The following is a 26,870-nucleotide window of genomic DNA, read 5'->3' as shown; positions in this document are numbered from 1 at the left end:
TGGACGTCGTGTTGATGGCCGACGTGTGCGGAAAAGCTTGGGGGAGCCGGGAGGAGGGAGTGGTGCTGCCTTCCGCGTCCGTTCTGGTTCGAGGTTCCGTCACCCATGGCGGCGAAAGCGAACTGAGCCCTTACCGCTAGTGGTGCTGGTGCAACAGCTCGCGGCCTTGCTGCGTGGTGGGCGTGGAACGTCGCGGTTGTGGGACGAGCTTTGGATGGTCCATGGCTCGCGGTTGATCAAAGATGGCGGCCCGGACACGGTGGCAGAACCGGTGACTGCAGCACTCAGCCGGGAGTCGCTGCTGGTTGTGGCCGCAGCCAGGTCGGCATCCAGCCTGGGAAATTCTTCGGCTGAAGCAATTCGGAATGCTGCCGCACGGGCGTATCCCCGGCGCGGAAGCTCTGAGCGACGGGTGTGGATGGAACTGGCGGCATGCTTGGAGGTTGCAGAAACCAGCGGTTGTCCGCTGGCTGACCTCCTCACCCGTTTTGCCGCCCAGTTGGAAGCCGAAGAAGACGCAGAGGCCGCACGGCAAACCGCGCTCGCCGGACCAAAAGCCACAGTCAAGCTGTTGTCGTGGCTTCCCGTATTTGGGCTGGTGCTGGGGATGGCGTTGGGCGTGGACCCGCTGGGAATCCTGCTGGACAACGTTCTGGGAGTTGCCACCTTCGCGGCCGGACTCCTCCTGACGGTGGCAGGCCGCGTTTGGTCCTCACGGCTGGTGGCCTCTGCAGCCGGGAGTGCTTGATGCCCGGGGCGCCGGCGCTGGTGATGATCGTCGTCCTGGGATTGGCGGCTTTCGTGTGGTTCACGGGGCCGACTCGTGCCAGGGCGCGCGTGCTGATCCGGAATGCCGACGCCGCCTCGCTGAGGCGTTCTTCCCGCCGTGGTCCAGCCGGCGCCGCGGACATCTTTCAGGGGTCGGACCTCCGAAGGCAGCCAGATTCCGGGGAAGGGCTGGCCCTCAAGGATCCGCCTGATCCAAAAGGTCCGTCCGACGGTCTCCGAGATACCGCGATGATGCTGGAACTGGTGGCGTCAATGCTCGACGCCGGTGCTGGAATCGGGCGGGCACTCGAACTCATCTCCGCGTGCGCATCGCCACCCATCAGGCGATCGCTCAGGCCAGTGGTAGCCGCGCTGGCCATCGGCGCGGACTGGGAGACGGCGTGGCGGACCCCCACCCAGCACGTGCCTGAGGTGGTCCGCCTTAAGGAGGCACTGGCTTTCGCAGCTTTAACCGGCGCCCCCTCGGCATCGATCCTCTACGCGCAAGCCGCCAGGGAACGGCGTGAACAGTTCCGGTCTGCCGAGAAGCGAGCCGCTGCCTTGGGCGTGAAACTGGTAGTGCCCTTGGGCCTTTGCTCGCTGCCGGCATTCATCTGCTTGGGGATCGTACCTGTCCTGATCGCCATGCTTCCTGCCGGATGAACTGTCCAAGGAGATCGGCGCAGAGTGGGCTGCGAACAGCGCCCACTCTCCCTCCACATCGTGTGATCGCCGGGGTTATCCACTTGGAGGAATCCCCTTCTTACGGGCAGCGCCGAGCCACGGAAGAGTCGAATCAGTCGGCGGACCCGCTGGCTTTTTTGAAAGGAACCCCATTGTGAGAACACTATTCAGGGCCGAAACCGGCCGCCGTCAGGGCCGTCGTGCTGCTGGCCCGGATCGAGCCACGCTGGATCGATCCGCCCTTATCGGGAAGCCTGGAACGAGGATCCTTGGCATTGAGCAGTTTGAACTCGAGGAATTCAAGGATTCAGGGTTCGGCGAAGCCGGCTTCCGGGCCACTGGAACGGACCTTCAACTCACTACGTCGCACGGTGCCCTGGCCGTGCGGAACCGGGAAGACCTCCGGGACAAGAGGTCGCTGCGGAGGCGGTCATGGCGGCATCATGGGAGGAGCCTGTGGGGGAGCCATGAACGCCTCCGCACACGGGGAATGGTTCAGGGTGCGGAAAGCGGAATGGCCACGGCCGAGTATGCCATCGCTACCCTCGCTGCAGTGGGTCTCGCAGGCCTGTTGGTGGTCCTTCTTCGGAGCGAAGAAGTCCGCGGTTTCCTGCTCAACCTGATCCGCACGGCCCTGTCCTTGCCATGACGCACGTGCCGCCTGCCGGCGGGAGGTCACCTGCTGCCTGCGCCGGACCACCATCCAGCCAGATGGTCGGGCCACCATCCAGCCAGAAGGCCGGGCCACCATCCAGCCAGAAGGCCGGACCACCGTCCAGCCAGAAGGCGGGCGAGGAGGAGTCGGGCGCCGTGACTGCGGAGTTCGCCGTTGCCTTGCCGGCCGTGGTCTTGCTCTTGGCATTTCTGCTGGCAGGCGGCGCTGCGGGACTCACACAACTGCGATTGGAGGAAGCCGCTACGGCAGGAGCACGGGCCTCCGCGCGGGGCGAGACGGGTGGTGCCGTCGAAGGAATCGTGAGGCGGCTTGCCGGTGACGGCGTCAGCTCCTCCGTCACCGACGACGCCGGGTGGCTCACGGTGACAGCTACGTCGCGGGTAGGCGGAGGCTTGGGGTCGCTGATCCCCTGGACGTTGTCGGCCACGGCTTCCGCCCGCGCAGAATCAGCGGGTTCGGGGGCTGGTGCCGAATCAGGCGGTTCAGGGGCTGGCATCCCATGAATCTGTTTCCACGGCCTGTCCATCCTGAGCGCGGGGCGGGAACAGTTCTCGCGCTGACGCTGGGTGCAGTAGTGATGGCATTGCTCGTTGGTGTACTCCTGCTGGCCCAGGCGGGGGTCATGGCGTCCAAGGCTGCGTCCGCTGCAGACCTGGCTGCGCTCGCCGCCGCCGATGCTGCCAGGGGCCTCACTTCTGGGGAACCGTGCGCGGTGGCATCCGATGTGGCAGCGCGGCACGATGCAACAGTCACATCCTGCACCGTGACTGGAGGGAACGTAGCTGACGTGGCTACCGAGTTGGCGCATCCCTTCGATTGGGGAGTCGCCACAGGACGGGCGCGGGCAGGGCCGCCCCCATAGGCGCCGGTGTTTGCAGGGCTGACCTATGGGGGCCTAGCTGGCGTCCTTCAGCAACACACCCAACAGCGTGATGGCGGCTGCCTTGTCCAGCGGATTGTTCTTGTTGCCGCACTTGGGGGACTGGACGCAGGACGGGCAGCCGGCCTCACACTCACAGGCCTGGATGGCTTCTTTGGTAGCCGTCAACCAGATCTTGGCCTTTTCAAAGCCCCGCTCAGCGAATCCGGCGCCACCTGGATGTCCGTCGTAGACGAAAATCGTGGGCACACCGGTGTCGGCATGGAGGGCAGTGGACACGCCGCCGATGTCCCAGCGGTCACTGGAGGCAACCAGGGGAAGGAGCCCAATGGCAGCGTGTTCTGCCGCATGAAGTGCCCCTGGGAACTCTGCTTCCACCAGACCTGCCCCGTGAAGCGAGCGGTTATCCACTACGAACCAGACGGCCTTGGTAAAGAGGTCCCGGGCACCCAGTTCCAAGGGTTCTTCACCGAGGATCTCGTTGGAAATCAAAGCCTTGCGTTGGAAGGAGACAACTTGTGTAGTCACTTTGACGTCGCCAAAATGCACGGTGATGTCGCCCCATTGGACCGAGCGCGACGTTTCGAGGACCTCGATCTGGGTCACGTCGCGCGCCGTGGTGTAGAAATCGGGGTTGACCCGGCGCACCATTACGCAGTGGTCGGCCTCGTTGAGGTCCTCCACCAGGTAGCTCTCGCCTTGGTGGACGTAGATCGCACCTGTGTGGGCCTGGTAATGGGTTTGCGGCGAGTCCATGGTCCCCAGGAGCGATCCTGTTTCAGCATCAACGATGCTCACCGGACCGCCTCCGTCCGCCCGGAGGTTCACCATCCCGGCAGCACTCTCCGGATGGGTCCAGAACCATCCTGCGGGCCGTTTGCGGAGGTACCCCTGGACCACAAGACGGTCAAGCAGCCCTTCGGAGGTGGGGCCAAAGAGATCAAGCTCGGCCGGCCCGATCGGCAGCTCAGCGGCCGCGGCACACAAGTGGGGACCAAGCACGTACGGATTGCCGGGATCAAAGACTGTGGCTTCCACGGACACGTCAAAGATGGCCTCGGGATGGTTCACCAGGTACGTGTCCAAGGGGTCGTCGCTGGCCACAAAAGCGGCGATGGCATCCTGCCCTGCCCTCCCGGCCCGTCCAATCTGTTGGAAAAGCGAAGCCCGCGTGCCCGGCCATCCAGCCACGAGCACAGCATCGAGCCCCGAAATGTCGATGCCCAGTTCCAAGGCCGAGGTACTGGAAACGCCCAGCAGTTGACCGGACCTCAGGGCTTGTTCCAACGCCCGCCGCTCTTCGGGCAGATACCCGGACCTGTAGGCAGCAACCCGCCCTGGCAAGCTGGGGTCCACCTCATCCAGGAGTCGCTTGGTGATGGAGGCAATGGACTCGGCCCCGCGACGCGACTTGATGAACGCGATGGTCCGCACTCGCGAGGAAACGAGGTTTGCCAGGATGTCCGCTGTTTCGGCAACGGCGGTCCGCCGCTGTTTAGCTCCGTTCTCCCCCTTGATGTCTGTGAGCGCCGGCTCCCAAAAAGCAACCGTGGTGGAACCATGAGGCGAGCAGTCCTCGGAAACCTCCCGGACGGGGGCGCCGATGAGCCGCCCAAAGGAAACCCCGGGGTCAGATGCCGTGGCAGATGCCGCAATGAATACCGGCTCGGGGAACGTGTTTCCTGCACCGTAATAGGCACAGATCCGTCGGAGGCGCCGCATCAGGTTGGCCACGTGGGAGCCGAAGACACCGCGGTAGCTGTGGGCTTCGTCCACAATCACGTAGCGCAGCCGCCGGAAAAACTTTGCCCACCAGGTGTGGTTGGGCAGAATTCCGAAGTGCAGCATGTCCGGGTTGGCCAGGATGAAGTTCGCGTGATCGCGGATCCAACGGCGCGATGCAACGTCGGTGTCGCCGTCGTACGTCTCTGCCCGTACTGTGGGCAGTTTCAGCGCGCGGATCGCCGCGAGTTGGTCGGCCGCCAGTGCCTTGGTGGGGGACAAATACAGGGTGACGGCACCGTCGTCGTGGATCTTCCCGGGGTCGGCCAGGACCCGCAACTCGGAACGGTGTATCGCGTCCAAAGCCGGCAGTTGGTAGGCGAGCGACTTTCCGGAGGCGGTTCCAGTGGCGATAACCACGTGCTGTCCGGAGTGGGCGAGGTCCGCGGCCTGGACCTGGTGCCGGTACGGTTCGTGGATACCCAGGGCCTCATAGGCCCCCACGACGTCGGGGTGGGCCCAGTCCGGCCAAGGCTCGTTGACGGCCTTCCTTGCGGGGATGGTGTGGACATGGCGCAGCTGCTCCGGGTCCGGCGTCCGGCCCAGCAAGGAGATCAATGAATGAGGTGCAGCCACCGAATCATTCTGTCACTGTGCGGGCAGGCCGACGGCGGCACCCGGGGGCGCCGCCGTCGGACCTGGCTCAACCAGCTGTCGGACCGAGCAGTTACGCCCCTGAAAGGTCGGACCCTTCAGCGCCGCTGGAGGACATCATGAGTACGTGGCACACCACGTCCCAGCCAAGATGGGAGTAAAGCTTCTGGCCGTCAAGGGATGCCAGCAAAAGCCCGTTCTCCACATCATGCGAGAACGCTTGGGCGGCGAGGGCCTTCATGATGAAGCTTCCCAATCCACGGCGCTGGAAGTCCGGTTCGGTGACGATCTTGTCGAAGACGGCGGTACGGTCCACCACGAAGACCCGTCCGCTGGCAGCCACCTGCTCGCCGGAATGGACCACGGCGTAGTGGACTCCGTTGGATTCGGAGGTGGCGAGTTCAAGGTCGTCGTCGGGCAGCCACGGATCCTCGGAATCCTGGGTCTCCATGTCCACGATCATCATGGTTTGCGATGCCGACGTCACGGTCAGCCCGTGCTGTTCAGCCAGGTACTTGTAGCGTTGGACGTCGTTGGTGAGGACCGTCAGGATCCGAGTGGGAGCCTCTGCGGTCTTGCCCGCCAGGGCAGTGAACTCTTCGTCCGAAGGATCATGGGCAAAATACTCCCAGTCACCGGTTTTGTCGGCACGAAGTGCAGCAGGAAAGCGGCCCTCCAGACGTGATTCATAGCCGCGGCAGCCGGACCAGCCGGCTACCCAGACTTCCAAAAGATGCGCAATATCTTCAACCAAGGCGTCTGGACTCATGTAGAGAGAGTATGCCAGCGCACCATGAAGCAACAGAGCCGGATCAGCCCCGGAATGCTTGCTTATGGAATTGTGACTTCTCCTACCGGCAGGCGCTCCGCCAGCCGGTCAGGAAGTTGTGTCCGGCCGGCGATTTTACTGCACCAAGTACCCTTGAATAGTGGCTTTGAACCGAATTGTGCTCTTCTATGGCTTTACTCCGATCGCCGACCCCGACGCCGTGCGTCTGTGGCAGCGCGCCCTCTGCGAAAAACTGGGCCTCACCGGCCGGATCCTCATATCGAAGGACGGCATCAATGCCACGGTGGGCGGCGAGCTGAACAACATGAAGCAGTACGTGAAGACCACGCGTGAATATAAGGGCTTCCATGGGATCGACTTCAAGTGGTCCGAGGGCGGCGCCGCAGATTTCCCGCGCCTCAGCGTCAAGGTCCGCGATGAAATCGTGTCGTTCGGCGCTCCCGGGGAACTGAAGGTTGACGACAACGGCGTGGTGGGCGGCGGCAAGCACCTGCAGCCGGAGGAACTCCACGCGCTGGTGGAGGCCAGGAAGTCCAGTGGCGAGGACGTGGTGTTCTTTGACGGCCGCAACGCCTTCGAGGCACAGATTGGCAAGTTCAAGGATGCGATCGTTCCGGACGTAGACACCACGCACGACTTCATCAAGGAACTTGACTCGGGCAAGTACGACGACCTCAAGGATAAACCGGTGGTCACCTATTGCACCGGTGGAATCCGTTGCGAGGTCTTGTCCAGCCTGATGGTCAACAGGGGCTTCAAAGAGGTCTACCAACTGGATGGCGGGATTGTCCGCTACGGAGAAACGTTCAAGGACAAGGGGCTCTGGGAAGGTTCCCTTTATGTCTTCGACAAGCGCATGCACGTCGAGTTCAGCGAAGACGCCAAAACCATCGGCGAATGCGTCCGCTGCGCTGCTCCCACCAACAAGTTCGAGAATTGCTCCAACCTCAGCTGCCGCACCCTGACGCTGTACTGTGCCGAATGCGCCTCAAGCCCGGAAACGCTGCGCTGCCCCGGAGGCTGCGAAGCCGCGTAGTGCGGCCTCAAAGCCTGCTTACCCGGTAGGCAAAATTGGCATCGGACCTGGAACCGACGGTGATGGACAGGATGGCGTCCTTGTCCAGCTGAACCACGCTTACCCGCGCGTTGGCACACCCCAACGTCAGGTCCACCAGGGCCACATCGTTCAACGTCACGGCGAACGTCACCCGGCGGGTACCACGGCATGCCAGAGTCACGGCGTATGTTCCTCCGGGCAGCTGCACCGTTTGCTCGGACTTGGACTCACCGGGGTTCAGGTAGCCGCTGCTCGAGTAGAACGACTGACCTTGCGACTCAGGCAACGCAGCCTTCGCCCATTCGTCAAGGGCTTCGCCGGTGACCGTTTCTTCAAGGGCCGGATCGGGCGGAAGTGCGACGTTTCCTGCAGTGGAGGTGGCGGTGGCCTCCGGCCTCCCACCGTCCTCGTAGGTATATTCGCAACCGGCAATGCCGCCGCACAGGACAACGAGAAGCACGACGGCGGCCCTCGCCAGCCGCTGTGACATCACCGAGCAAGCTGCCTTGCTGCCCATGGACTGACTTTACGCCCGGGCGGCCATTGTCTGAAGACTTGTCGGTGGAAGAATCCGGGGCCTTCTAGACTGCCGTCGGAGCCAGGTGATATGCGTAGATCAGTGGGGCATCGACGCTGCTTGTCGAGATGTTGAGAGGGCCGGCGGCAGGCACTTTGATTTTCACCACATCGAGGCTGCCGTTGCATGCTGCAGCCGCATCGGCGATTTTGTTTCCGCTCGAGGAGACTGCGAAGTAGGCCTTGCCGCCGCCGTCGCACGCCATGGTGAGCGTATAGGTCCCGGCGGGCACGCTGGGCGATTCCTTGACCACGGGATCCCGGTTGAGGATCTTGCCGGAGTCCTCCAGGACCGCGCCGCTTGTTGCCGGGAGGACCTTTTCCTTCCAAGCGGGAACGTCTGCATCTGCGATGTTGACCGGCGCCTGGCAGGCGCTGACCCCCAGCAGGACAGCAGCGGCCAGGGCACCAAGGCCCGCGCGGCGCCTTGTGGAGGAGAAGTTGAGCATGATTCCACGCTACCGGGTTCCAGCGGCGTCCTTTGTCCACATAGCCCGGAACGGCACCGCCCGGCCCAGCGGGCCGCACCTACACTTGCAGGGTGACTGACACAGCATTCTTGTTTACCGCCGGCAACACTGACGATGCTCCCCGCAGCGACCAACCCGGGCTGCTCCAGGTGCTTGCCGGGGACCTTCGCGCCCTCTCCTACACCGTGGACGGCGTGGCTGCCCTGCTGGGGGAGTCGGCCTCAGCAGCGCTCAGCAGGGACCAAGTGGTTCCGGCACTCCTTGCCACAGAGCGGCTGCTGGACTCGCCGGATCCTGCTGTCCGGTCACTGACTGTGATTGTCCGTCTCTGGTTGCTCGCCATCCCGCAGTCCGTGGCTGACGTCGACTCCGCCCTGCCCGGAATCCGTACCCAAGGACTCGTGGAACTCGGCCTGGCCGCCGTGGATGCTGGGGTCGTCCGGGTCACGGTGGACTTGCGCCCCTACGGTTGGGATGCGAACGCAGACGGCAGTGGCGGTGCCGAGCTCTGGGTTGCCAGTGACCTCGCAGCCCACCAGCAGCCGGGAGTCCTGCGTCATGACCACGTCCTGGGCATCGGGCGCGCTTCCACAACGCTGGTCCAAACCACCTTCAGGCAACACACCAAACGCGCCCTGGACCTGGGGACCGGGTGCGGGATCCAGACCTTCCACCTCCTGCACCATTGCGAGCACGTTACAGCTACGGACATCTCCGCGAGGGCTCTGGCCTTTACCCGGTTCAACCTGCTGCTGAACGCGGCGGAGCTTGAGCTGGATCCCCAGGATTTGGAAAGCCGGGTGAGCCTGCGCCTGGGATCGCTCCTGGAACCTGTGGAGGGCGAACAGTTCGGCTTGGTGGTGTCCAACCCTCCCTTCGTGATCACACCCAGGACGGGAGGGGAATCATCGTCGGACCAGTTCACCTACCGTGACGGCGGACTTCCCGGTGACGGGATCGTGGCGGCGCTGGTGCAATCCCTCGCCAACGTCCTGGAACCTGGGGGCACAGCGCAAATGCTGGGCAACTGGGAGGTTTCCGAGGGGTCGGACTGGAACGACCGTCCCACTGCGTGGCTTAAGGACTCGGGGCTTGACGTGTGGTTCATCCAGCGCGAGCAAGTGGATCCGGAACAGTATGCCGAGACCTGGCTGCAGGATGCCTCGCAGAACCGTGACCGTGAGCAGTACAAGGAGTCGTACGCCGCCTACCTTGATGACTTTGCCTCCAGGAATGTCGAGGGGGTTGGCTTCGGCATGATCTGGCTGCGCCGTCCCGAGCCCGGACACCGACCCGTCATCAACCGCTTCGAAGAGATCACCTATCCCCTTGAACAACCCATCGGGCCACATCTGGGCGCGGCCGTGGAACGGGCCGATTGGGTGGCCGCCAACCCGGTGGCCGAAGCACATCTGGTAGTGGCGGAGGACGTGACCGAAGAACGCCACCAGCGACCTGGAGCTGCCCACCCCGGTGTCATTCTCCTGAGGCAGGGGGCAGGCCTCCGAAGGACCAATCTGCTCAGCACGGAGCTCGCGGGTTTCGCCTCTGCCTGCGACGGACAGTTGTCGGTCCGCCAAATCGTCGCGGCCCTGGTGTCGCTGTTGGGCGGGGGCGAGGACTTTGACGAGGATGCTTTCAGGGAGGGCCTTTACCGGGACGTGACCAACCTCGTCCTTGAGGGTTTCCTGCTCCCGGACCCAGCGCAGACCCACGAATGAGCAGCGAATGAGCAGCGACGCGACGCCGCCGGAGACGAACTCCGATGGTCCCGCAAGTGACCCTGACTACACTGATCAAGTGATTGCGAACAACGAGACATCCCAAACGTCAGGCGACGTTCCGCGGCGGAAGCGGGCCGAGACGACGGTTGAGATCACCGATCCCAAGGCCATCCGTGCCTTGGCGCACGCTGCCCGCATCGAGGTCATCTCAGAGCTTTACGCCACCCAGGTGAGCCACACAGCAACCGAACTCGCTGCCCGGACCGGCCTCACCCCCAGCGCCATGAGCTACCACCTCCGCGCCCTCCAGAAATGGGGAATCGTGGCACCGGCAGAAAATGCCGGCGATGCACGTGAGCGGCGTTGGAAAGCGGCCGGAACGGACTTCACCATTTCGGGAGGCAGCGTCGCCAGCCCCGAGATTGCCGTGGTTGACCTGGAGCTCGATGCATTCCGTCGACGCGCTTCGGCCTTCGCCAAAGCCCGGGGGGAACGCCGCCAGCGCGGTGAAGGGGGAGACGAACCGGTATCGGTGGTCCTCTCCAGCAACCTGCTTTATCTCACCAACCCGCAACGGAAGGAACTGGCGGACAGAATCCGCGAGGTAGTAAGGGAGTACGAGCTCGAGGATCCCACGCAGATTCCCGAAGGTGCCGAACGTGTGGCAACCTTGTGGTCAATGATCCCGGATGACCGCGTGGCACCCGGGCAATAACCCTCCGGCCCGGTCACCGAATGACCGCCCTGGTTTCCGTACCAAAACGCAGGATTCTGCAAACTATGGTGAACTAGGCCAATATGGGCAGCAGCCCAATTACACATTTTTTCTGTAGGAGCACCGTGCCCAGCAAGGCAAAAACCGGCAAGAAACTCGTGATCGTGGAGTCTCCCGCCAAGAGTAAGACCATCGCCAAGTACCTTGGCGAAGGCTTCATCGTCGAGGCTTCCATCGGCCACATCCGGGACCTCCCGCAGCCGTCTGATCTCCCTGCAGAACTGAAGAAGACCTCGCTGGGCAAGTTCGCCGTCGACATCGAAAACGACTTCAAGCCGTACTACGTTGTCTCCCCGGACAAGAAGAAAAAGGTTGCCGAGCTCAAGGCCCAGCTGAAAGACGCTGATGCGCTCTACCTCGCAACCGATGGGGACCGCGAAGGCGAGGCCATCGCGTGGCACCTCCTGGAGGTCCTGAAGCCCAAGGTTCCCGTCTATCGCATGACCTTTGGTGAAATCACCAAGGAAGCCATCCACCGTGCCATGGATAACCTGCGCGATGTAGACACCGCTTTGGTCGATGCCCAGGAAACCCGCCGCATCCTCGACCGCCTGTACGGCTACGAGATCTCTCCTGTCCTGTGGCGCAAAGTTGCCCGCGGGCTCTCGGCCGGCCGTGTGCAGTCCGTGGTGACCCGCATGGTGGTGGACCGCGAACGTGAACGCATGGCCTTCCGGGCAGCGTCCTATTGGGACCTGACGGGCCAGTTCGGTGCCGACTCGGGTTCCTTCAAGGCCAAGCTTGCAGCTGTGGACGGTTCCAAAGTTGCCAGCGGCCGTGATTTCAATGACAACGGCCAGCTCACCTCCTCTACCGTGGTGCACCTCAACGAGGAACTCGCCACGTCCTTGGCCTCGGGCCTGGAAAACGCCGAATTCCGCGTACGCTCCGTAGATACCAAGCCGTACACCCGCCGTCCGGCCGCACCGTTCACCACGTCGACGCTGCAGCAGGAAGCCGGCCGCAAGCTCCGCTTCTCCTCCAAGAGCACCATGCAGGTAGCCCAGCGCCTGTATGAAAACGGCTACATCACTTATATGCGTACCGACTCGTCGGCGTTGAGCGATGAGGCCCTGACGGCATCCCGCCGCCAGGCGGCAGAGCTCTACGGCCCCGAGTACGTGCCCCAGAGCCCGCGCGTTTACGCCAACAAGGCCGCCAACGCCCAGGAAGCGCACGAGGCCATCCGTCCCGCAGGAGACTCCTTCCGCACCCCGGCACAGGTGGCCAAGCAGTTGAGCGGCGATGAGTTCCGGCTGTACGAGCTCATCTGGAAGCGCACCGTCGCCTCGCAGATGGCCGACGCCAAGGGCTCCACCGCCACCATCCGCCTCGGTGCGGTGGCCGCTGACGGACGCGACGCCGAATTCTCGGCTTCCGGTACTGTCATCACCTTCCCCGGCTTCCTGGCCGCCTACGAAGAGGGCAAGGACGAGAGCCGTGGGGACGAGGAATCGGACGAAGCACGGCGCCTGCCAAACGTTGCCAAGGGCGATTCCCTGAAAGCGTCCGACATCCTGGCTGTTGGCCACGAAACGTCACCTCCGCCGCGGTACACCGAAGCATCGCTGACTGCTGAACTGGAAAAGCGTGGCATTGGCCGTCCGTCCACCTATGCCTCCACGATCTCCACCATCCAGGACCGCGGTTATGTCCGGAAACAGGGTTCCGCCCTGGTACCGAGCTGGATCGCTTTCTCGGTGATCCGTTTGCTGGAACAGCACTTCACGGACTACGTGGACTACGAGTTCACCGCGGACATGGAAGGCGACCTGGACAAGATCGCCAATGGCCAGGCCGCAGGCGCTGCCTGGCTCAAGCACTTCTACTACGGTGAAGACGCCGATCCCGGCCTGTTGAGCATCGTGAACAACCTCGGCGAAATCGACGCCCGCGAGATCAACTCCGTGCCCATCGCCGAAGGCATCACACTGCGCGTCGGCAAGTTCGGGCCCTACCTGGAAAGCTCGATCCCGACCATCGACGAGAAGACCGGCGAGGTAGTTGAGTCCTCCCGGGCCAACGTCCCCGAGGAACTTGCTCCCGATGAGCTCACGGCCGCCAAGGCCATTGAGCTCATGGAGACTGCTGCCCCGGAGGAACGCGTCCTGGGCGCTGATCCGCACACCGGGCACACCGTGGTGGCGAAGAACGGCCGCTACGGAGCCTACGTCACCGAGATCATCCCGGAGATGACCGAGGAACAGTTGGCCAACCAGCCCGTTGAGTACTACAAGAACGGCAAGCCGAAGCCGCCCAAGAAGCCCGTCAAGGCCAAGCCGCGCACAGGTTCGCTGTTCGCGTCGATGAGCGTGGACTCGGTCACCTTGGACGAGGCGCTGCAGCTCATGAGCCTGCCGCGCGTCCTCGGTGAGGATGCTGAAGGCAACCCCATCACGGTGCAGAACGGGCGGTTTGGTCCGTACCTGAAGAAGGGCACGGATTCCCGCTCCATCGGATCGGAAGAGGAAATCTTCACGATCACCCTGGAACAGGCACTGGAGATCTATTCGCAGCCCAAGCAGCGGGGCGCCCGTGCGGCTGTACCGCCGCTTGCCGAGTTCGGCCCGGACCCTGTTTCGGAAAAGAACATCGTGGTGAAGGAAGGCCGCTTCGGCCCCTACATCACAGACGGCATCACCAACATCACGGTCCCGCGCACCACCTCGCTGGAGGAACTGACCCGGGAACGCGCCGTCGAACTTTTGGCAGAAAAGCGGGCCAAGGGCCCGGTCAAGCGGACCACCACCCGCAAAGCACCGGCGAGGAAGACCGCAGCCAAGAAGTAGCTTCACCGAAGGCCGGGACAGCATGCGCGAATTGCGTCCCGGCCGGCATCGTGGTCGAGTAGAACCATGACTGAACAGACCGTTTCACCGGACAACGAACCCTTGAACGACCTCGAGGCGAAGCTCGCCTCGGCCGAACAGCCGGACGCCAACCCGGTGGATGTCATCCTCGCTTTCCTCAACAACGAGGTCTACCTGGTCAGCTCCGAAGCCGTGGACGGCCCGGACTCGTCGGTGGAGCCGCTGGTGCTTTCCAACGCCGACGGCCAACCCGTCCTTGCAGTCTTCAGCCACCCGAGCCGCGTCGATGAGCGCTTCCTCGAAGCAGCCCCGCACGTCCTGGGCACCATGGGCTCGGCGATCCTGGGCAACATCGGTGATGAACTTGGCATGGTCATCAACCCGGGCAGCGAGTTCGGCTTCGAAATTGATCCCGAAGGCATCGCCAATATCCGCCGTGACTTCAAGCGTGCTGACGAAGCAGGGCAGCCCGCGGAATAGGGCCGGCCCCACCATTCGGCCACCCTTCCGTCGACGAAACGTCGTCGCCAAGTTGCTTCGCGGGCTTCGAATCGGTGAATAATGGCAGAATGCGTCTTGGCGTTCTAGACATCGGTTCCAACACCGTCCATCTGCTGCTTGTGGATGCTCATCCGGGCGCGCGCCCGGTGGCTTTCGCATCCCATAAACGTCCGCTGTCCTTGGTGCAATACCTTGACGGTGACGGCAACATCAACGACGCCGGCCAGCACGAGCTCATCGAGTTCGTGCTGGAAGCCTGGGAGTTCGCGGCCAGCCACAAAGCGGAGGACCTCCTGGCGTTCTGTACGTCGGCCATCCGCGAGGCCACCAACGGCCCGGAAGTCCTGGCCAGGGTGAAACACGAAACCACGGTGACCCTCCAGGAACTCACGGGCAGCGAAGAAGCCTCCATGACCTTCTTCGCCGTCCGCCGTTGGTATGGATGGGGCGCAGGGCCCATCCTGGACCTGGACATCGGAGGCGGCTCGTTTGAAATGGCCTACGGAACGGACGAACTCCCGGAGTTCGCCACCTCCGTTCCGCTGGGTGCCAGCCGCCTGACGCGGGACTGGCTGCACGATGATCCTCCAACAGCCAAAAGCGTCAAGGAACTGCGTCGCTACATCCGTTCCACGCTGAAGCCTGTGGTCCGCAATTTCCACGAACTGGGCCGCGCGAACCTGGTAGCGGGCACCTCCAAGACCTTCCGTTCGCTGGCCCGTATCGCCGGTGCCGCTCCGAGCGCAGCCGGACCATACGTGAAGCGCGAACTCCACGCAGCGGACCTCGGTCTTTGGGCCCAGCGCATTTCCGCCATGACGGTGGAGGACAGGCTGTACCTCCCGGGCGTCTCGGATGCCCGTGCCCGCCAACTCTTGGCGGGCGCACTGGTGGCCGAGGCCGCGCTGGAGCTCTTTGAGTTCCCCACCATGGAAATATGTCCGTGGGCGCTGCGGGAAGGCCTGATCCTGCGGCGGCTTGACCAGCTGGTCTTCGAAGAGGCCCTGGATCCCGCTCCCCACGTGGGCAAGCGGAAGAAGGACAAGTCAAAAAAGAAAGCAGCCAAGGACGGTGCCAAGACGGTGGATACTGATGATTCCCACCCCGGAGTCAGGGAATTTCCTGTCCCCGTAAATACGCCGTCCCCTGCACCAATCCCAGCCCCTGTGGCAGGCGGGCTGGCCTCCTGAGATGAGCAACGACGTCGAACCTGAAGTGAATGACCGCCAGATCCCCGTAGCGCTGTCCAGCGCGTCCGTCTACCCCCTGAGCGTCCACGACGCTTTTGCCGTGGCGCAGGACCTGGGTTACGAGGGCGTGGAGGTGATGGTCACCAACAACGCGGTGAGTCAGAACCCGGACGCCCTGGTCCAGTTGAGCCACCGCTACCACCAGGAAATCGTCTCCATCCACGCGCCCACCTTGCTGCTGACGCAACAGGTGTGGGGCACTGCGTGGAACAAGATTGAGAAGTCGTGCCAGATGGCCGCGGATGTTGGTTGCGACACCGTAGTGGTCCACCCGCCGTTCCGCTGGCAGTCCAACTACGCCGAGAACTTCGTGGAAGGCGTCCGGGAGATCGCGGCCATGTACCAGGTGCATATCGCCGTGGAGAACATGTACCCATGGCGTGTCCGCGGCCGGGAAGCGGTGGCCTACCTGCCGCACTGGGATCCGCTGGGCCAGGATTACGACGACGTCACGTGGGACTTCTCGCACGCAGCCACTGCCGGGGCCAACAGTTTGGAAGCCCTCAAGGCCCTGGGCAGCAAGCTCCGGCACGTCCACCTCACGGACGGGTCGGGGTCAGGCAAGGACGAGCACCTGGTGCCCGGTACCGGTACGCAGCAGTGCGCGGACGCCCTCCAGCACTTGGCATCCACGGGTTTCGACGGCGTGGTGGTGGCGGAGATTTCAACCCGCAAGGCGAAGGTAGCGGGGGAGCGTGAGGAAATGTTGGCGGAAACCCTGCGCTTCGCGCGGCAGCACCTCAGCGTTCCGCTCCTGCGCAGCGTAGACAACTAACGGCGTCGAACGCTGGTCCTGGGGCTTGTTCGCCTGACGCGCCCACACCGGTGTGTCAGGCGGGCAACTGCGGGTTTGGCGCGGCCGCGGCAGTGCTTAAAAGCGAAAGCACCGGCGGCCGAATCGGGAAATGGGGGAAAACCCGCCCGGCCACCGGTGCTTGTGGCGGACATCCCCATGCCCGCCTCATCACTCGCACCCTCAATGAGGTAACTACTAAGTTACGGACCAACCATGAGTGCTGCCTGCAATAACCTTGTGAGCAAGCTGTGAATCTGGAATCCGTTAGACCCCGTCCAAGGCCAACTGCAATGATGGAGCCATGAGCAACCGAATCGCATTCCTTGGCTGTGGATCCATGAACGAGGCAATCCTGGGAGGCCTGCTCGCCGCAGGGACGGACCCTTCAGACATTGTCGCCACCGTCCGCCGCGCTGAGCGGGCCGACGAACTGGCCCAGCGTCATGGCGTCATGGCCATCGCAGGCGAAGAGGAGCCGGACAACAACAAGCTGGCCACCAAGGGCTCGGGCATGGTCATCCTGGGCGTCAAGCCGGTGGGCATCCTGGACCTGGCACGGGAGATCAGCCCGGCCCTGGGGAAGAACACGATTGTTGTCAGCGTAGCCGCAGCGGTTTCCATCGCCCAGCTTGAAGCAGCGCTGCCGGACGGCCAGCCGGTGATCCGGACCATGCCCAATACGCCCTCACGGCTCGGCCGCGGCGTCATTTCTGTCTCCCCGGGAACCCACTGCACGCCTGAGCAGCTCGAAAAAGCCAAGACGGCGCTGGCAGGTGCCGGCAGGGTGGTGGAGATTCCCGAAGAACAGGTGGACGCCCTGTCCGCCATCAGTGGTTCCGGCCCGGCCTACGCGTTCTATCTGGCAGAGGCCATGGCTGCTGCCGGCGTCGAACTCGGCCTGGACCAGGAACTGTCCGTCATGCTGGCCCGCGAAACCGTGGCGGGAGCCGGCTTCATGTTGGCCGAACCGGGAGCAGATCCCACCGCACTTCGCGTCGCCGTCACCAGCCCCAAGGGCACCACCGAGCGGGCCATTGCCACTTTTGACGACGGCGGGATCCCCAGGATCATCGCCGACGGCGCCCGCGCCGCTGCCGCCCGGGCAGCAGAAATCACCAAGCAGCTCGGCTAACCTCGGAGTTTTTGTACAGCTGATGCTGCTAAGAGCGCGTCTAAAGGGCGTTAGCTGTACAAAAACTCCATCGGCTACGGGCGCGCTGCGAAGCGCTCCAGCAGGTCCACGTGTCCGGACACGATCAACATGTCGTGGCCGGACACTTTGGTTTCCGGCCGCGCGTACGTGAAGTCCTCACCCGGTGTTTTCACGCCGACAATGGTCACGCCGTACTTGGAACGGACCTTGGATTCCTCCAGGGTGAAGCCCACGGTTTCCTTTGGCGGGTACATTTTGACGATCGCGTAGTCGTCGTCGAACTCGATGAAGTCCAGCATGCGCCCGGACACCAGGTGCGCTGCGCGGACTCCAGCGTCTGCCTCGGGGTAGATCACGTGGTTGGCGCCGATGCGGGTGAGGATCTTGCCGTGCGAGGGCGTGATGGCCTTGACCCACAGATGCTGGATGCCCAGGTCCACCAGGTTCACGGTGATGAGCACCGAGGACTCGATGGAAGTGCCCACGCCGACTACGGCTGAGCTGAACTCCTGGGCGCCGAGTTGTCGGAGGGCGTCGATGTTGGTGGCGTCGGCCTCCACCACGTGAGTCAGCACGGGTGCCCACTTTTGGACGAGCGTGCGGTCACGTTCGATGGCCAGGACTTCACGGCCCTGCTTGACCAGCTGGTCAGCGGTGGCGGATCCGAACCGGCCGAGGCCAATGACCAGCACTGGTGCGTTGTGTGCGGGGCGGTTGCCAGCCCCCGTGGTACTAGCCAATGATTGGCCTCTCTTCCGGGTAGTGGTACAGCTGGCTGCGCTGGCGCAGGGCCAGACCGGCGGCAAGGGTTACGGTGCCGACGCGGCCGGCAAACATCAAAGCGGTGAGGACATAAACGCCCGACGGCGGCAGCTCGGCACTGAGGTTGGTGCTCAGTCCCACGGTGGCGAAGGCGGAAATGGATTCGAAGAGCACCCGGTCCAACGACGCTCCGCTGATGGAGAGCAGCAGGAACGCGGCCACCGACACCAAGGTGGCGCCGGCGACGATCACCGAGATGGCCACGCGCATGGTGCCCTGGGGGATGGTGCGGCCATAGACTTTCACGTCGGCGTCGCCGCGGGCTTCGGCCATGATGGCCAGGAACATGACGGCGATGGTGGTCACCTTGATGCCGCCGGCCGTGGACGCAGAGCCGCCGCCGGCGAACATCAGGGCGTCGGTGAGGAGCATGGTGGTGGATTCCATGTGGTTCTGGTCCACCAGGTTGAAGCCGCCCGATCGCGTCATCACAGACGCGAACAGCGAATGGGTGATCTTGTCGCCGAGGTCCATGGTGCCGATGGTCCGCACGTTGTCCCACTCCATCAAGCCCCACAGGACCGTGCCCGCTGCCAGCAGGATGAACGAGACCTGGATGGTGAGCTTGGTGTGGAGGTTCCACTTCTTCCAGTTGAGCCCGTTCTGCTGGAGCACCATCACCACAGGGAAGCCGAGGCTGCCCAGGAACACGCCCAACATCAGCGGGATGAGAATCCACAGATCGGTCTCGTACGGGACGATGCCATCGGAGTGCGGCGTGAATCCGGCGTTGTTGAACGCGGAAATCGAATAGAAGACGCCGTGCCATACGGATTGCCAGAAGCTCTCACCGAGCACCATGAAACGGGGAATCAGCACGATGGCCAGGGCGGCCTCAATCACCACCGAAGTCACGATCACGATCCGGAGCAGGGTACCCACTTCACCGAGTCGGCCCGCGTTGTTCATGGCTTCCTGGGCGATCAGCTTGCCGCGCACACCCAGCCGTTTGCTGACCATGAGGGCCAACAGCGAGGCCAGAGTCAAGGTGCCGAGACCACCCACGAAGATACCGATCAGAATGACCAGTTGGCCAAAGAACGTCCAGTGCGTGGCGGTGGAAACCACCGTCAACCCGGTGACGCACACGCTGGAAACTGCCGTGAACATGGCTTGGTGCAGGGGCGTGACAGTGCCTGCGGAGGAAGCCGCAGGCAGGGACAACAAACCGGTAAAGACCAGGATCACCACAGCGAAGACGGTCAACGCCAAGCGGGCCGGTGAGGTGTTGGCAATGTTGTCGATGAAGTCGCGCACGCGGGTAAAGATCCAGAGACCTTCCCGCTCCTGCTGGTTGGGTTGCCAGTTGGCCGGGCTCGTGGACCGCGACTGGCTTTGAGACATGGCGCTCTTCCTCGGTTGAACAAGCTTTCCTGAGTAGTAAACCACTATTCCCGCGGCGTAACCGGGCAGTAGGGTCCGCCAGGCTCAGGTAGCCTGTTCTGGATGAACTCCAGGCTTGGAACACCGGCTTCCAGCATTACGCGCTCCGCACTGCCAACGACGGTGGTGTGGGACCCAGCCATGACTGCCTACAATTTTGGCCCCGGCCACCCCATGGCACCGCAGCGGCTGGAACTGACAGCGCGCCTTGCCGAGTCCCTGGGACTGTTCGGACACCAGCATGTGGCCGTCGAGGCACCCGCTGTGGCATCCGACGTCGAACTTTTAACCGTCCACAGCGCCGGTTACGTCGACGCTGTTCGACGTGTCAGCGAGGATCCGTCCACGCCGGACGAAAGCCGTGGCCTGGGCACGGAGGACGATCCCGCGTTCGCCGGGATGCACGAGGCCAGTGCCCGCCTTGCCGGTGGTTCGCTGCTGGCGGCTGACACCATCCTTTCGGGCCGAGCCGTCCGCGCCGTGAACTTCAGTGGCGGGATGCACCATGCTGCACGCGAGCGGGCAAGCGGCTTCTGCGTCTACAACGACGTCGCGCTGGCCATCCAACGACTGCTCGACGGCGGGGTGCAAAGGATCGTCAGTATCGACGTCGATGCGCACCACGGCGATGGGACGCAGAGTATCTTCTGGAACGATCCCCGCGTCATGACCATCAGCCTCCACGAGACGGGCCTCTCGCTCTTCCCCGGCACCGGCTTTGCCAATGAAACCGGCGGGCCGGACGCACCCGGTACCGCGGTCAATGTTGCGCTCCCTACTTTCACGGGGGACGCGGCCTGGCTGCGGGCCTTCCACGCCGTGGTCCCGCAGCTCGTGGGTGCCTTCCAACCCGAGGTGATCGTGAGCCAACACGGCTGCGATTCCCATCGGGACGATCCCCTGACCCACCTGACCCTCAGCATCGACGGACAGCGCGAGGCCGCGTCCGCCGTCGCGAGCCTTGCCGCCCGCTATTGCGACAACCGCTGGATCGCTACGGGCGGTGGCGGCTATGACGTCACCGGTGTTGTGCCGCGCGCGTGGAGCCACCTGATCGGAATGGTCACCCAACGTCCGGTGCCGCTCAGTATGCCCGTGCCGGAAGCCTGGCGGACGTATGTGCGCGAAACCTACGGCGTGTGGGCTCCGGAGTCCATGGGCGACGACGTGGACGTGTGGTGGCGCTCCTGGGAGGTGGGCTACGACCCCGCGGACGAGGTGGACCGGACGGTCATTGCCACGCGCAAGGAAATCTTCCCCCTGTATGGCTTGGACCCCTGGTTCGACTGACGCTTCGCTCCCAAAAGCTACGCCCCGGTCCTCTCCGTCTGGAAAACCACCCCGGCGGCCCCTACCAGCCAACCGAGCAGCGAGAGCGCGAACGCACCGATGAGGTCCGTGGACGCTTGCCCCTTGAAGAGCCACAGCACCAGGACCAGCATGCCCATGGTCATGTAGACCATGATCGCGAAGATCACCCGCCCGGAAAGCCTCGTGGCCACGTCTGCCGGGCTGACCAACGGACTGGGAGCGCCGGCGTCGGCATTGTCACGTTTGACCTCGGAAATGGTGAAGCCCAGGGCCGACGCCGTCAGTGAACTCAGCGACGTGGCGAGGACTCCCGCGGCGGTCACCAGGGCGCCGTTCAATTCCGGAGACTCGGCCGTTCCCGTGGGCACCCATGTCCCTACCCGCACCAGGACAGTGGTCCACACGAGGACGAACAAGGCGAGGAACACGCCGGCAATGATGTCAAAGATGCGACGCCGAAAAAATTCAGTCATGGCCATGCACCCCGTGCTTGTGGCGGCCGGGGCCTGGGAGCCCGGACGGACCGTGTCTCCGTTGTAGCATCGGCCCACCAAAGGGTCAACGATTTGGTACCCGTCGTGGCAGGAAACAGGGATGCCAATTGGCGTATATGTCGCTAGGGTGGGAGGCATGGTGACTGACGACGTATTTGCCGTCATAGCTGAGGCAACCAGGCGCGACATCCTGGTCTCCCTCCGCTCTGGGGATAAAGCAGTAGGCGAACTGGTGGAAGAACTGGCTGCGAGCCAACCCACAATCTCCAAGCATCTGAAGGTGCTCCGCGAGGCTGATCTGGTCAGCATGCGCGCCCAAGGCCAGAAGCGCTTCTATGCCCTGAATCCCAAGCCGCTTGCCGGCGTCGCGAGCTGGCTTGAAACGTTCGACGTCGGAACCCCGGCTCCCGCCGTCGTCGTGCCTGCTGCTGCGGAGGCTTCTGCCGCTGCCGCAACGGCAGTGCCCGTGGCCGCCACAGCGGCCCCCGCGGAGGCCGACGTCGCATCAGCCCCCAACCGTGCCGACGCCATTGGGCAGGCCGTGAAGGTCCACGCGAGTGGAACGCCCGTCTCGCTTGACCCCGCCTCCGACGACACCGTTCCCCAGCAGATCGGCCGCACCGTGGGCCGCGCTGCCACTAAGGCTGCTGACCTCCTGGCCAACCTTCCGAACCTGCCCAACCTTCCCAAGTTCGGGCGTAAGCGGTAGCGCACCCCTACTTAACGTGATCCTCATCACATTGTGAGTTGTTGTTTACCTTGCGTTTCCTTGTGTTTTCAACGATTTTCTACAGTTGTGTTAACTCAGCTGTGAGGGTCACATTGGCTCCGGATGGAGATCCCATGTCCCTCGGTGCAACCATGAGCGGGACTAATCGTCTCGCCGCGGGTCGGCGCACTGAGGATAGGAACACGCATGGATTCAAGGCTCGAAGCTGTCCGCGACACCGTGTTGGCACGGAATCCGGGGGAGAAGGAATTCCACCAGGCCGTCACTGAGGTCTTCGAAAGCCTCGGCCCCGTGCACGATCGCCATCCTGAGTTCCTCGAGGGCGCCGTCCTGGAGCGTCTTTGCGAACCGGAGCGCCAGATCATCTTCCGCGTCCCGTGGACCGACGATGCCGGCCGCGTCCACGTGAACCGCGGCTTCCGGGTGGAGTTCAACTCCGCGCTCGGTCCCTACAAGGGCGGGCTCCGCTTCCACCCCTCGGTGTACCTGGGAATCGTGAAGTTCCTCGGCTTTGAGCAGATCTTCAAGAACGCGCTCACCGGCATGCCCATCGGTGGCGGCAAGGGTGGCTCGGACTTCGATCCCCGCGGACGTTCCGATGCCGAAATCATGCGCTTCTGCCAGTCCTTCATGACTGAGCTGTACCGCCACATCGGTGAATATACCGACGTTCCCGCCGGTGATATCGGTGTGGGCGGACGCGAGATCGGCTACCTCTTCGGCCAGTACAAGCGCATCACCAACCGCTATGAATCCGGCGTCCTTACGGGCAAGGGCATTTCGTGGGGCGGCTCCCTGGTTCGCCCCGAGGCCACCGGTTATGGCACGGTGATCTTCGCCCAGGAGATGCTCAAAACCCGCGGCCAGTCCTTCGATGGCCAGCGCGTCGTGGTCTCCGGTTCCGGCAACGTGGCCATCCATGCGATCGCCAAGGCCCAGTCCCTCGGCGCCACCGTAGTGGCCTGTTCCGACTCCGCCGGTTACATCGTGGACGAGGCGGGGATCGACGTCGCGCTTCTGAGCCAGATCAAGGAAGTGGAGCGCGGCCGCCTGACGGAGTACGCCGCGCGCCGCAGCGGGGCAAGCCATGTTGCCGGCGGTTCGGTGTGGGACGTGAACGGCACCGTCGCGCTTCCGTGCGCCACCCAGAACGAGCTCGACGGCGATGCTGCCGCCAAGCTGGTCAGCAACGGTCTGATCGCGTTGGCCGAGGGTGCCAACATGCCCTCCACGCGGTCCGCTGTCTCCGTGTTCCAGGAAGCCGGGATCCTGTTCGGACCTGGCAAGGCCGCCAACGCCGGTGGTGTGGCGACGTCCGCGCTGGAGATGCAGCAGAACGCCAGCCGCGATTCGTGGTCCTTCGAGCACACCGAGCAGCGCCTCACCGAGATCATGGTGGGCATCCACGATCGCTGCGCCGAGACTGCCGAGCAATACGGTGCGCCCGGAAACTACGTGGTGGGCGCCAACATCGGCGGCTTCGTCAAGGTAGCCGACGCAATGCTGGCCCAGGGCCTGATCTAGCGCCGCCTACCCAACTGGGTAGCAGTAGAGGCCGTTTTGAGCGTTCAAAACGGCCTCTACTGCTACCTACATGGGGGCGGTTTAGTGCTGGAGCAGCCGCACGTGGTCCGGGTTCAGGTCCGCTACCTTGCTGACACCCAGCAGTGCCATGGTGCGGGTCATGTCCTTCTCCAGGATCTGGATGGTGCGGTCAACGCCTTCGCGTCCACCGGCCATGAGGCCGTAGAGGTACGCGCGGCCGATCAGGGCAAAGTCTGCGCCCAAGGCCAGGGCTGCAACGATGTCCGCGCCGCTCATGATGCCCGTGTCCAGCATGACCGCGGCCTTGCTGTTGTCCGCCTTCAGTGCCGTGGTGACCTCCGGCAGCAGGTGGAACGGGATGGGTGCGCGGTCCAGCTGGCGACCGCCGTGGTTGGACAGGATGATGCCATCGGCGCCGTGGTCCACTACCTTGCGGGCGTCTTCGACGGTCTGGATGCCCTTGACCACCAGCTTGCCCTTCCAGGTTTCGCGGAGCCAGTCCAGGTCCTCGTAGGTCAGGGTGGGGTCGAACATCGAGTTGATGAGGTCGGCCACGGTGCCGGTGTAACGCGAAAGCGAAGCGAAGGTCAGGGGCTCGTGCGTGAGGAAGTTGAACCACCAGGCCGGACGGTAGGACGCGTCCAGGACGGTCTTGATGGTCAACGCCGGCGGGATGGTCATGCCGTTGCGGACATCGCGCAGGCGGGCGCCGGCAACCGCCGTGTCCACGGTGACCATGAGGGTGTCGTTGCCCGCTTTGGCGGCGCGTTCGATCAATTCCAGGGAGCGGTCGCGGTCTGTCCACAGGTACAGCTGGAACCAGTTCCGGCCGTTCGGTGCAGCCGCGGCAACGTCCTCGATGGACGCAGTGCCCATGGTGGACAGGGTGTAGGGAATGCCCGCAGCTTCAGCGGCCTGCGACCCGGCGTACTCGCCCTCGGACTGCATCATGCGCGTGAAACCCGTGGGTGCGATGCCGAACGGCAGGCGTGATTCCTTGCCCAGGATGTCAGTGCGGAGATCGATCTTGGAGACATCGCGCAGGATGCCGGGACGGAATTCGATGTCCTGGAACGCTTGGCGGGCGCGGCGAAGGGTGATCTCTTCTTCGGCGGCGCCGTCGGTGTAGTCGAAGGGCGCCTGCGGGGTGCGGCGCTTGGCGATGTCGCGCAGTTCCCAAATGGTGCTGGCGCGCTTGAGCCGCGCGGTCTTGCTGAATTCGGGCTTCTTGAACTGCATCAGCGGCGCCAGGTCCGAAACCTTGGGGATGCGGCGCTTCAGTGCCGGCGGAAGCCCGACGGCGGGACGCGGCTGGGGGGGACGTGTCACGTTTTCGTCGCTCCCGGCGTTGGCGGGCGCGGCCGTGATCTTGGGATCGAGGGTGTCGGTCATGCGGTTCTCCCTTGAATTCTGTGGTCTTACCACTGTGGTCTAACCACACTGTAATCCATGTGGTTGGACCACATCAACTAGTATTCCGTTATGCGTACCCACGAGCTGGTCCTGCAATGGATCGAGAAGCAGCTGTCCGACGGAGACCTTGCCCTCGGCGGCAGGCTGCCGGGTGAACGCGCCATGGCTGAGCAGCTGAAGGTTTCCCGGACCTCCGTGCGCGAGGCAGTCCGTATCCTCGAGGCGATGGGCGTGGTCCGTGCCGGCGTGGGTTCGGGCAAGGATGCCGGCACTGTGGTGATTGCCGAGCCGGGCTCCGCGCTGGGTTCCACGCTGAGGCTGCACGTGGCAACACGCCATCTTCCCGTGGCGGACATCGTGGAGACCCGCGTCCTGCTGGAATCGTGGGCGGCTCAACGGGCCCATGTGGGAGTGCCGGAGCTGGAGGAAGCTGCGGAGCTGCTGGATCAGATGGACACCGCCCCGGACATCGATACGTTCCTTGCCCTGGACGCCCGCTTCCATGTGGCACTCGCGCAGGCTGCCGGCAACGCGGTGGTCAGCGCCATGATGGCTTCGCTCCGCGGCGCGATCGAGAACTACGCAGGTGAGCTGACGGGGAACCTGCCGGACTGGAACGCGACCTCAGCCAGGCTCCGGGCCGAGCACCGTGCCATCCTCACCGCGGTGAACAACCACGACGGCGGCAAGGCAGCTGAGCTGGTGGCCGCCCACATCCAGGGCTTCTACACGGAGGCCGGAGTGGGCGCAAACCCCTCGCCGAAGTGACACTTAATGCCAATGTTCGCGCCGAACATTGGCAATAAGTGTCAACTGGCGGGCGTGAGGGCGGGTGCCGCGGTGCTCTTGCGGATCTCCACCCTGGGGGAGAACTCGTCCTGCGCCTGGGTGGTGGCTTCGCCGGCTTGCTGGATCTGTTCCCGCATTCTCCGCCAGGCAAGGCTTCCGAGCTCGTTGATGGGCACGGCAGCGGTGGTCAGCGGGGGAGTGGTGTATTTGGCGAACGGGATGTCATCGAAGCCCGTCACGGAGATGTCCTCCGGAACGCGCACCCCGCGCTCGTGCAGGCCGCTGAGCAGCCCCATGGCCACGAGGTCGTTGAAGGCCAGGATTCCGGTGGCACCACTGGCAATGATGGCTTCGGTGGACTCATGGCCGGAATCGAAGTTGGATCCACCGTGGAGCATCTGCAGTTCGATCTCCGGGTGCTCGGCACGGAACTGGTCCAGGCCCACCAGGCGTTGGCGGTTGGAGGCGCTGTGCTCGGGGCCGGAGAGGAACGCCAGGCGGCGGTGTCCCAGGGAGACCAGATGCTGCGCCAGTTCCTGGATGCCTTGCCCGTAGTCCACGCTCAGGCTCGGAGTGTTGGTGGCGATGGTGGTGCGGTTGATGAGCACCAGCGGGTGCAGGGTGGGCGCCAGCTCTTCAAGTTCGGCGTCGGCCATGCGGGGTGCGCAGAGCACCACGCCATCGCAGCGACGACGGGCTTCCCCGGCCAGGATGGCTTCCTCGCTGGTGACTTCGGAGGAGTCGGCAATCAGGACGCGGTAACCATCCTGGGCGGCGGCGATGCTGAGCCCGCGGAGGATGGCCTGGAAGGTTGGATTGGCCAGATCCGGGACCACGATGCCGATAGTGTCCGTCTTGCCCAGGGCAAGGCTGCGCCCCACCGGATTGGGCTGGTACTTCAATTCCGCGGCGGCTGCCCGAACCCGCGCTGCGATCCCGGGATCCACTGCGGCGTTACCGTTCATGACGCGTGAGACGGTGGCGTGCGAGACGCCGGCCTTCTCCGCGACATCAGCTATCCCGACGCGCCTGTTGGTGTTCCTGCGTGCCATGTGGCCCCTTCCCATTGGTCGTCTCCCGAATGCACCGTCGTTGGA

At 63.9% G+C, this 26,870-nt stretch carries 26 protein-coding genes; 17 read left to right on the top strand and 9 right to left on the bottom strand.

The features are described from left to right. The first annotated feature begins 148 nt into the window (after positions 1 to 148). The 5 genes from RQH14_RS15475 to RQH14_RS15455 all read left to right on the top strand — a co-directional run bounded on the left by RQH14_RS15475 (position 149) and on the right by RQH14_RS15455 (position 2,990). Complete coding sequence (locus tag RQH14_RS15475) at positions 149 to 748, top strand: hypothetical protein (protein ID WP_311214061.1); 600 nt, start codon at positions 149 to 151, stop codon at positions 746 to 748. Continuing rightward, the gene (locus RQH14_RS15470) at positions 748 to 1,431 is read left to right on the top strand and encodes a type II secretion system F family protein (RefSeq protein WP_311214060.1); all 684 of its coding nucleotides are present in this window, start codon (positions 748 to 750) and stop codon (positions 1,429 to 1,431) included. Before RQH14_RS15475 ends, RQH14_RS15470 begins: the two co-directional genes overlap by 1 nt. Before the next feature lie 175 nt (positions 1,432 to 1,606). After that, positions 1,607 to 2,101: a DUF4244 domain-containing protein gene (locus tag RQH14_RS15465; protein WP_311214059.1), complete on the top strand. Its 495-nt coding sequence runs from the start codon at positions 1,607 to 1,609 to the stop codon at positions 2,099 to 2,101. Between the two features lie 62 nt (positions 2,102 to 2,163). Beyond that, positions 2,164 to 2,631, top strand: coding sequence for a TadE family type IV pilus minor pilin (locus tag RQH14_RS15460; protein WP_311214058.1), 468 nt, complete (start codon positions 2,164 to 2,166; stop codon positions 2,629 to 2,631). Continuing rightward, on the top strand, positions 2,628 to 2,990 hold the full coding sequence (locus RQH14_RS15455; RefSeq protein WP_311214057.1) for an Rv3654c family TadE-like protein: 363 nt from the start codon (positions 2,628 to 2,630) through the stop codon (positions 2,988 to 2,990). The genes RQH14_RS15460 and RQH14_RS15455 overlap by 4 nt, the downstream gene beginning before the upstream one ends. 33 nt (positions 2,991 to 3,023) lie before the next feature. Here the strand turns inward: RQH14_RS15455 and RQH14_RS15450 are convergent, their stop codons facing one another. Further along, positions 3,024 to 5,366: a DEAD/DEAH box helicase gene (locus RQH14_RS15450; protein WP_311214056.1), complete on the bottom strand. Its 2,343-nt coding sequence runs from the start codon at positions 5,364 to 5,366 to the stop codon at positions 3,024 to 3,026. Positions 5,367 to 5,457: 91 nt separating this feature from the next. Then, the gene (locus RQH14_RS15445; RefSeq protein ID WP_311214055.1) at positions 5,458 to 6,153 is read right to left on the bottom strand and encodes a GNAT family N-acetyltransferase; all 696 of its coding nucleotides are present in this window, start codon (positions 6,151 to 6,153) and stop codon (positions 5,458 to 5,460) included. A gap of 160 nt (positions 6,154 to 6,313) precedes the next feature. Between RQH14_RS15445 and RQH14_RS15440 the strand changes: the two genes are divergently transcribed. Next, complete coding sequence (locus RQH14_RS15440) at positions 6,314 to 7,210, top strand: rhodanese-related sulfurtransferase (RefSeq protein WP_159707085.1); 897 nt, start codon at positions 6,314 to 6,316, stop codon at positions 7,208 to 7,210. Between the two features lie 7 nt (positions 7,211 to 7,217). Here the strand turns inward: RQH14_RS15440 and RQH14_RS15435 are convergent, their stop codons facing one another. Continuing rightward, positions 7,218 to 7,748, bottom strand: a complete 531-nt coding sequence (locus RQH14_RS15435; RefSeq protein ID WP_311214054.1) for a hypothetical protein — start codon at positions 7,746 to 7,748, stop codon at positions 7,218 to 7,220. 64 nt (positions 7,749 to 7,812) lie between these two features. Continuing rightward, the gene (locus RQH14_RS15430) at positions 7,813 to 8,256 is read right to left on the bottom strand and encodes a hypothetical protein (RefSeq protein WP_311214053.1); all 444 of its coding nucleotides are present in this window, start codon (positions 8,254 to 8,256) and stop codon (positions 7,813 to 7,815) included. Positions 8,257 to 8,348: 92 nt separating this feature from the next. Between RQH14_RS15430 and RQH14_RS15425 the strand changes: the two genes are divergently transcribed. The 7 genes from RQH14_RS15425 to proC all read left to right on the top strand — a co-directional run bounded on the left by RQH14_RS15425 (position 8,349) and on the right by proC (position 17,265). Then, the gene (locus RQH14_RS15425; RefSeq protein ID WP_311214052.1) at positions 8,349 to 9,998 is read left to right on the top strand and encodes a methyltransferase; all 1,650 of its coding nucleotides are present in this window, start codon (positions 8,349 to 8,351) and stop codon (positions 9,996 to 9,998) included. Positions 9,999 to 10,005: 7 nt separating this feature from the next. After that, positions 10,006 to 10,716 carry a winged helix-turn-helix domain-containing protein gene (locus tag RQH14_RS15420; RefSeq protein WP_311214051.1) on the top strand — a complete coding sequence of 237 codons (711 nt, stop codon included), beginning with the start codon at positions 10,006 to 10,008 and terminating at the stop codon, positions 10,714 to 10,716. A 125-nt stretch (positions 10,717 to 10,841) separates the two neighbouring features. Further along, the gene (topA, locus tag RQH14_RS15415; RefSeq protein WP_311214050.1) at positions 10,842 to 13,565 is read left to right on the top strand and encodes a type I DNA topoisomerase; all 2,724 of its coding nucleotides are present in this window, start codon (positions 10,842 to 10,844) and stop codon (positions 13,563 to 13,565) included. Between the two features lie 66 nt (positions 13,566 to 13,631). Beyond that, a complete protein-coding gene (locus RQH14_RS15410) occupies positions 13,632 to 14,066 on the top strand; it encodes an SseB family protein (RefSeq protein ID WP_311214049.1) in 435 nt (144 codons plus the stop codon). Between the two features lie 89 nt (positions 14,067 to 14,155). After that, positions 14,156 to 15,277 (top strand): Ppx/GppA phosphatase family protein, encoded by a 1,122-nt coding sequence (locus RQH14_RS15405; RefSeq protein WP_311214048.1) that lies wholly within the window; start codon positions 14,156 to 14,158, stop codon positions 15,275 to 15,277. A gap of 1 nt (position 15,278) precedes the next feature. Then, positions 15,279 to 16,112, top strand: coding sequence for a sugar phosphate isomerase/epimerase family protein (locus RQH14_RS15400; protein ID WP_311214047.1), 834 nt, complete (start codon positions 15,279 to 15,281; stop codon positions 16,110 to 16,112). Between the two features lie 322 nt (positions 16,113 to 16,434). Then, positions 16,435 to 17,265: a pyrroline-5-carboxylate reductase gene (proC, locus tag RQH14_RS15395; protein ID WP_311214046.1), complete on the top strand. Its 831-nt coding sequence runs from the start codon at positions 16,435 to 16,437 to the stop codon at positions 17,263 to 17,265. A 74-nt stretch (positions 17,266 to 17,339) separates the two neighbouring features. On the opposite strand, the gene RQH14_RS15390 is transcribed toward proC, so the two are convergent. Together RQH14_RS15390 and RQH14_RS15385 are read right to left on the bottom strand one after the other, a co-directional pair. Beyond that, positions 17,340 to 17,978 (bottom strand): potassium channel family protein, encoded by a 639-nt coding sequence (locus RQH14_RS15390; protein WP_396136312.1) that lies wholly within the window; start codon positions 17,976 to 17,978, stop codon positions 17,340 to 17,342. A 40-nt stretch (positions 17,979 to 18,018) separates the two neighbouring features. Next, positions 18,019 to 19,452, bottom strand: a complete 1,434-nt coding sequence (locus RQH14_RS15385; protein WP_311214044.1) for a potassium transporter TrkG — start codon at positions 19,450 to 19,452, stop codon at positions 18,019 to 18,021. Between the two features lie 102 nt (positions 19,453 to 19,554). Here RQH14_RS15385 and RQH14_RS15380 point away from each other — a divergent pair, with 102 nt between their 5' ends. Continuing rightward, positions 19,555 to 20,781 (top strand): acetoin utilization protein AcuC, encoded by a 1,227-nt coding sequence (locus RQH14_RS15380; protein WP_311214043.1) that lies wholly within the window; start codon positions 19,555 to 19,557, stop codon positions 20,779 to 20,781. 17 nt (positions 20,782 to 20,798) lie between these two features. Here RQH14_RS15380 and RQH14_RS15375 read toward each other — a convergent pair whose 3' ends face one another. After that, positions 20,799 to 21,275 (bottom strand): hypothetical protein, encoded by a 477-nt coding sequence (locus RQH14_RS15375; protein ID WP_311214042.1) that lies wholly within the window; start codon positions 21,273 to 21,275, stop codon positions 20,799 to 20,801. Positions 21,276 to 21,432: 157 nt separating this feature from the next. On the opposite strand from RQH14_RS15375, the gene RQH14_RS15370 reads away from it, so the two are divergent. Both RQH14_RS15370 and gdhA read left to right on the top strand, forming a co-directional pair. Further along, positions 21,433 to 22,005, top strand: a complete 573-nt coding sequence (locus tag RQH14_RS15370; protein WP_311214041.1) for a metalloregulator ArsR/SmtB family transcription factor — start codon at positions 21,433 to 21,435, stop codon at positions 22,003 to 22,005. Between the two features lie 207 nt (positions 22,006 to 22,212). Continuing rightward, a complete protein-coding gene (gene gdhA / locus RQH14_RS15365; RefSeq protein ID WP_311214040.1) occupies positions 22,213 to 23,550 on the top strand; it encodes an NADP-specific glutamate dehydrogenase in 1,338 nt (445 codons plus the stop codon). A gap of 81 nt (positions 23,551 to 23,631) precedes the next feature. Here gdhA and RQH14_RS15360 read toward each other — a convergent pair whose 3' ends face one another. Continuing rightward, positions 23,632 to 24,963, bottom strand: a complete 1,332-nt coding sequence (locus tag RQH14_RS15360) for an alpha-hydroxy acid oxidase (protein ID WP_311214039.1) — start codon at positions 24,961 to 24,963, stop codon at positions 23,632 to 23,634. 90 nt (positions 24,964 to 25,053) lie between these two features. On the opposite strand from RQH14_RS15360, the gene RQH14_RS15355 reads away from it, so the two are divergent. Then, on the top strand, positions 25,054 to 25,752 hold the full coding sequence (locus RQH14_RS15355; protein WP_311214038.1) for an FCD domain-containing protein: 699 nt from the start codon (positions 25,054 to 25,056) through the stop codon (positions 25,750 to 25,752). 41 nt (positions 25,753 to 25,793) lie between these two features. On the opposite strand, the gene RQH14_RS15350 is transcribed toward RQH14_RS15355, so the two are convergent. Beyond that, positions 25,794 to 26,825, bottom strand: coding sequence for a LacI family DNA-binding transcriptional regulator (locus RQH14_RS15350; RefSeq protein WP_311214037.1), 1,032 nt, complete (start codon positions 26,823 to 26,825; stop codon positions 25,794 to 25,796). Positions 26,826 to 26,870 lie beyond the last annotated feature (45 nt).

Source organism: Arthrobacter sp. WCS2018Hpa-7, from assembly GCF_031843805.1.
In the GTDB taxonomy this organism is placed as follows: Bacteria; Actinomycetota; Actinomycetes; order Actinomycetales; family Micrococcaceae; genus Arthrobacter.
Note: the sequence above shows the minus strand (reverse complement) of the source record. Positions and strands in the feature narration are given on the sequence as shown.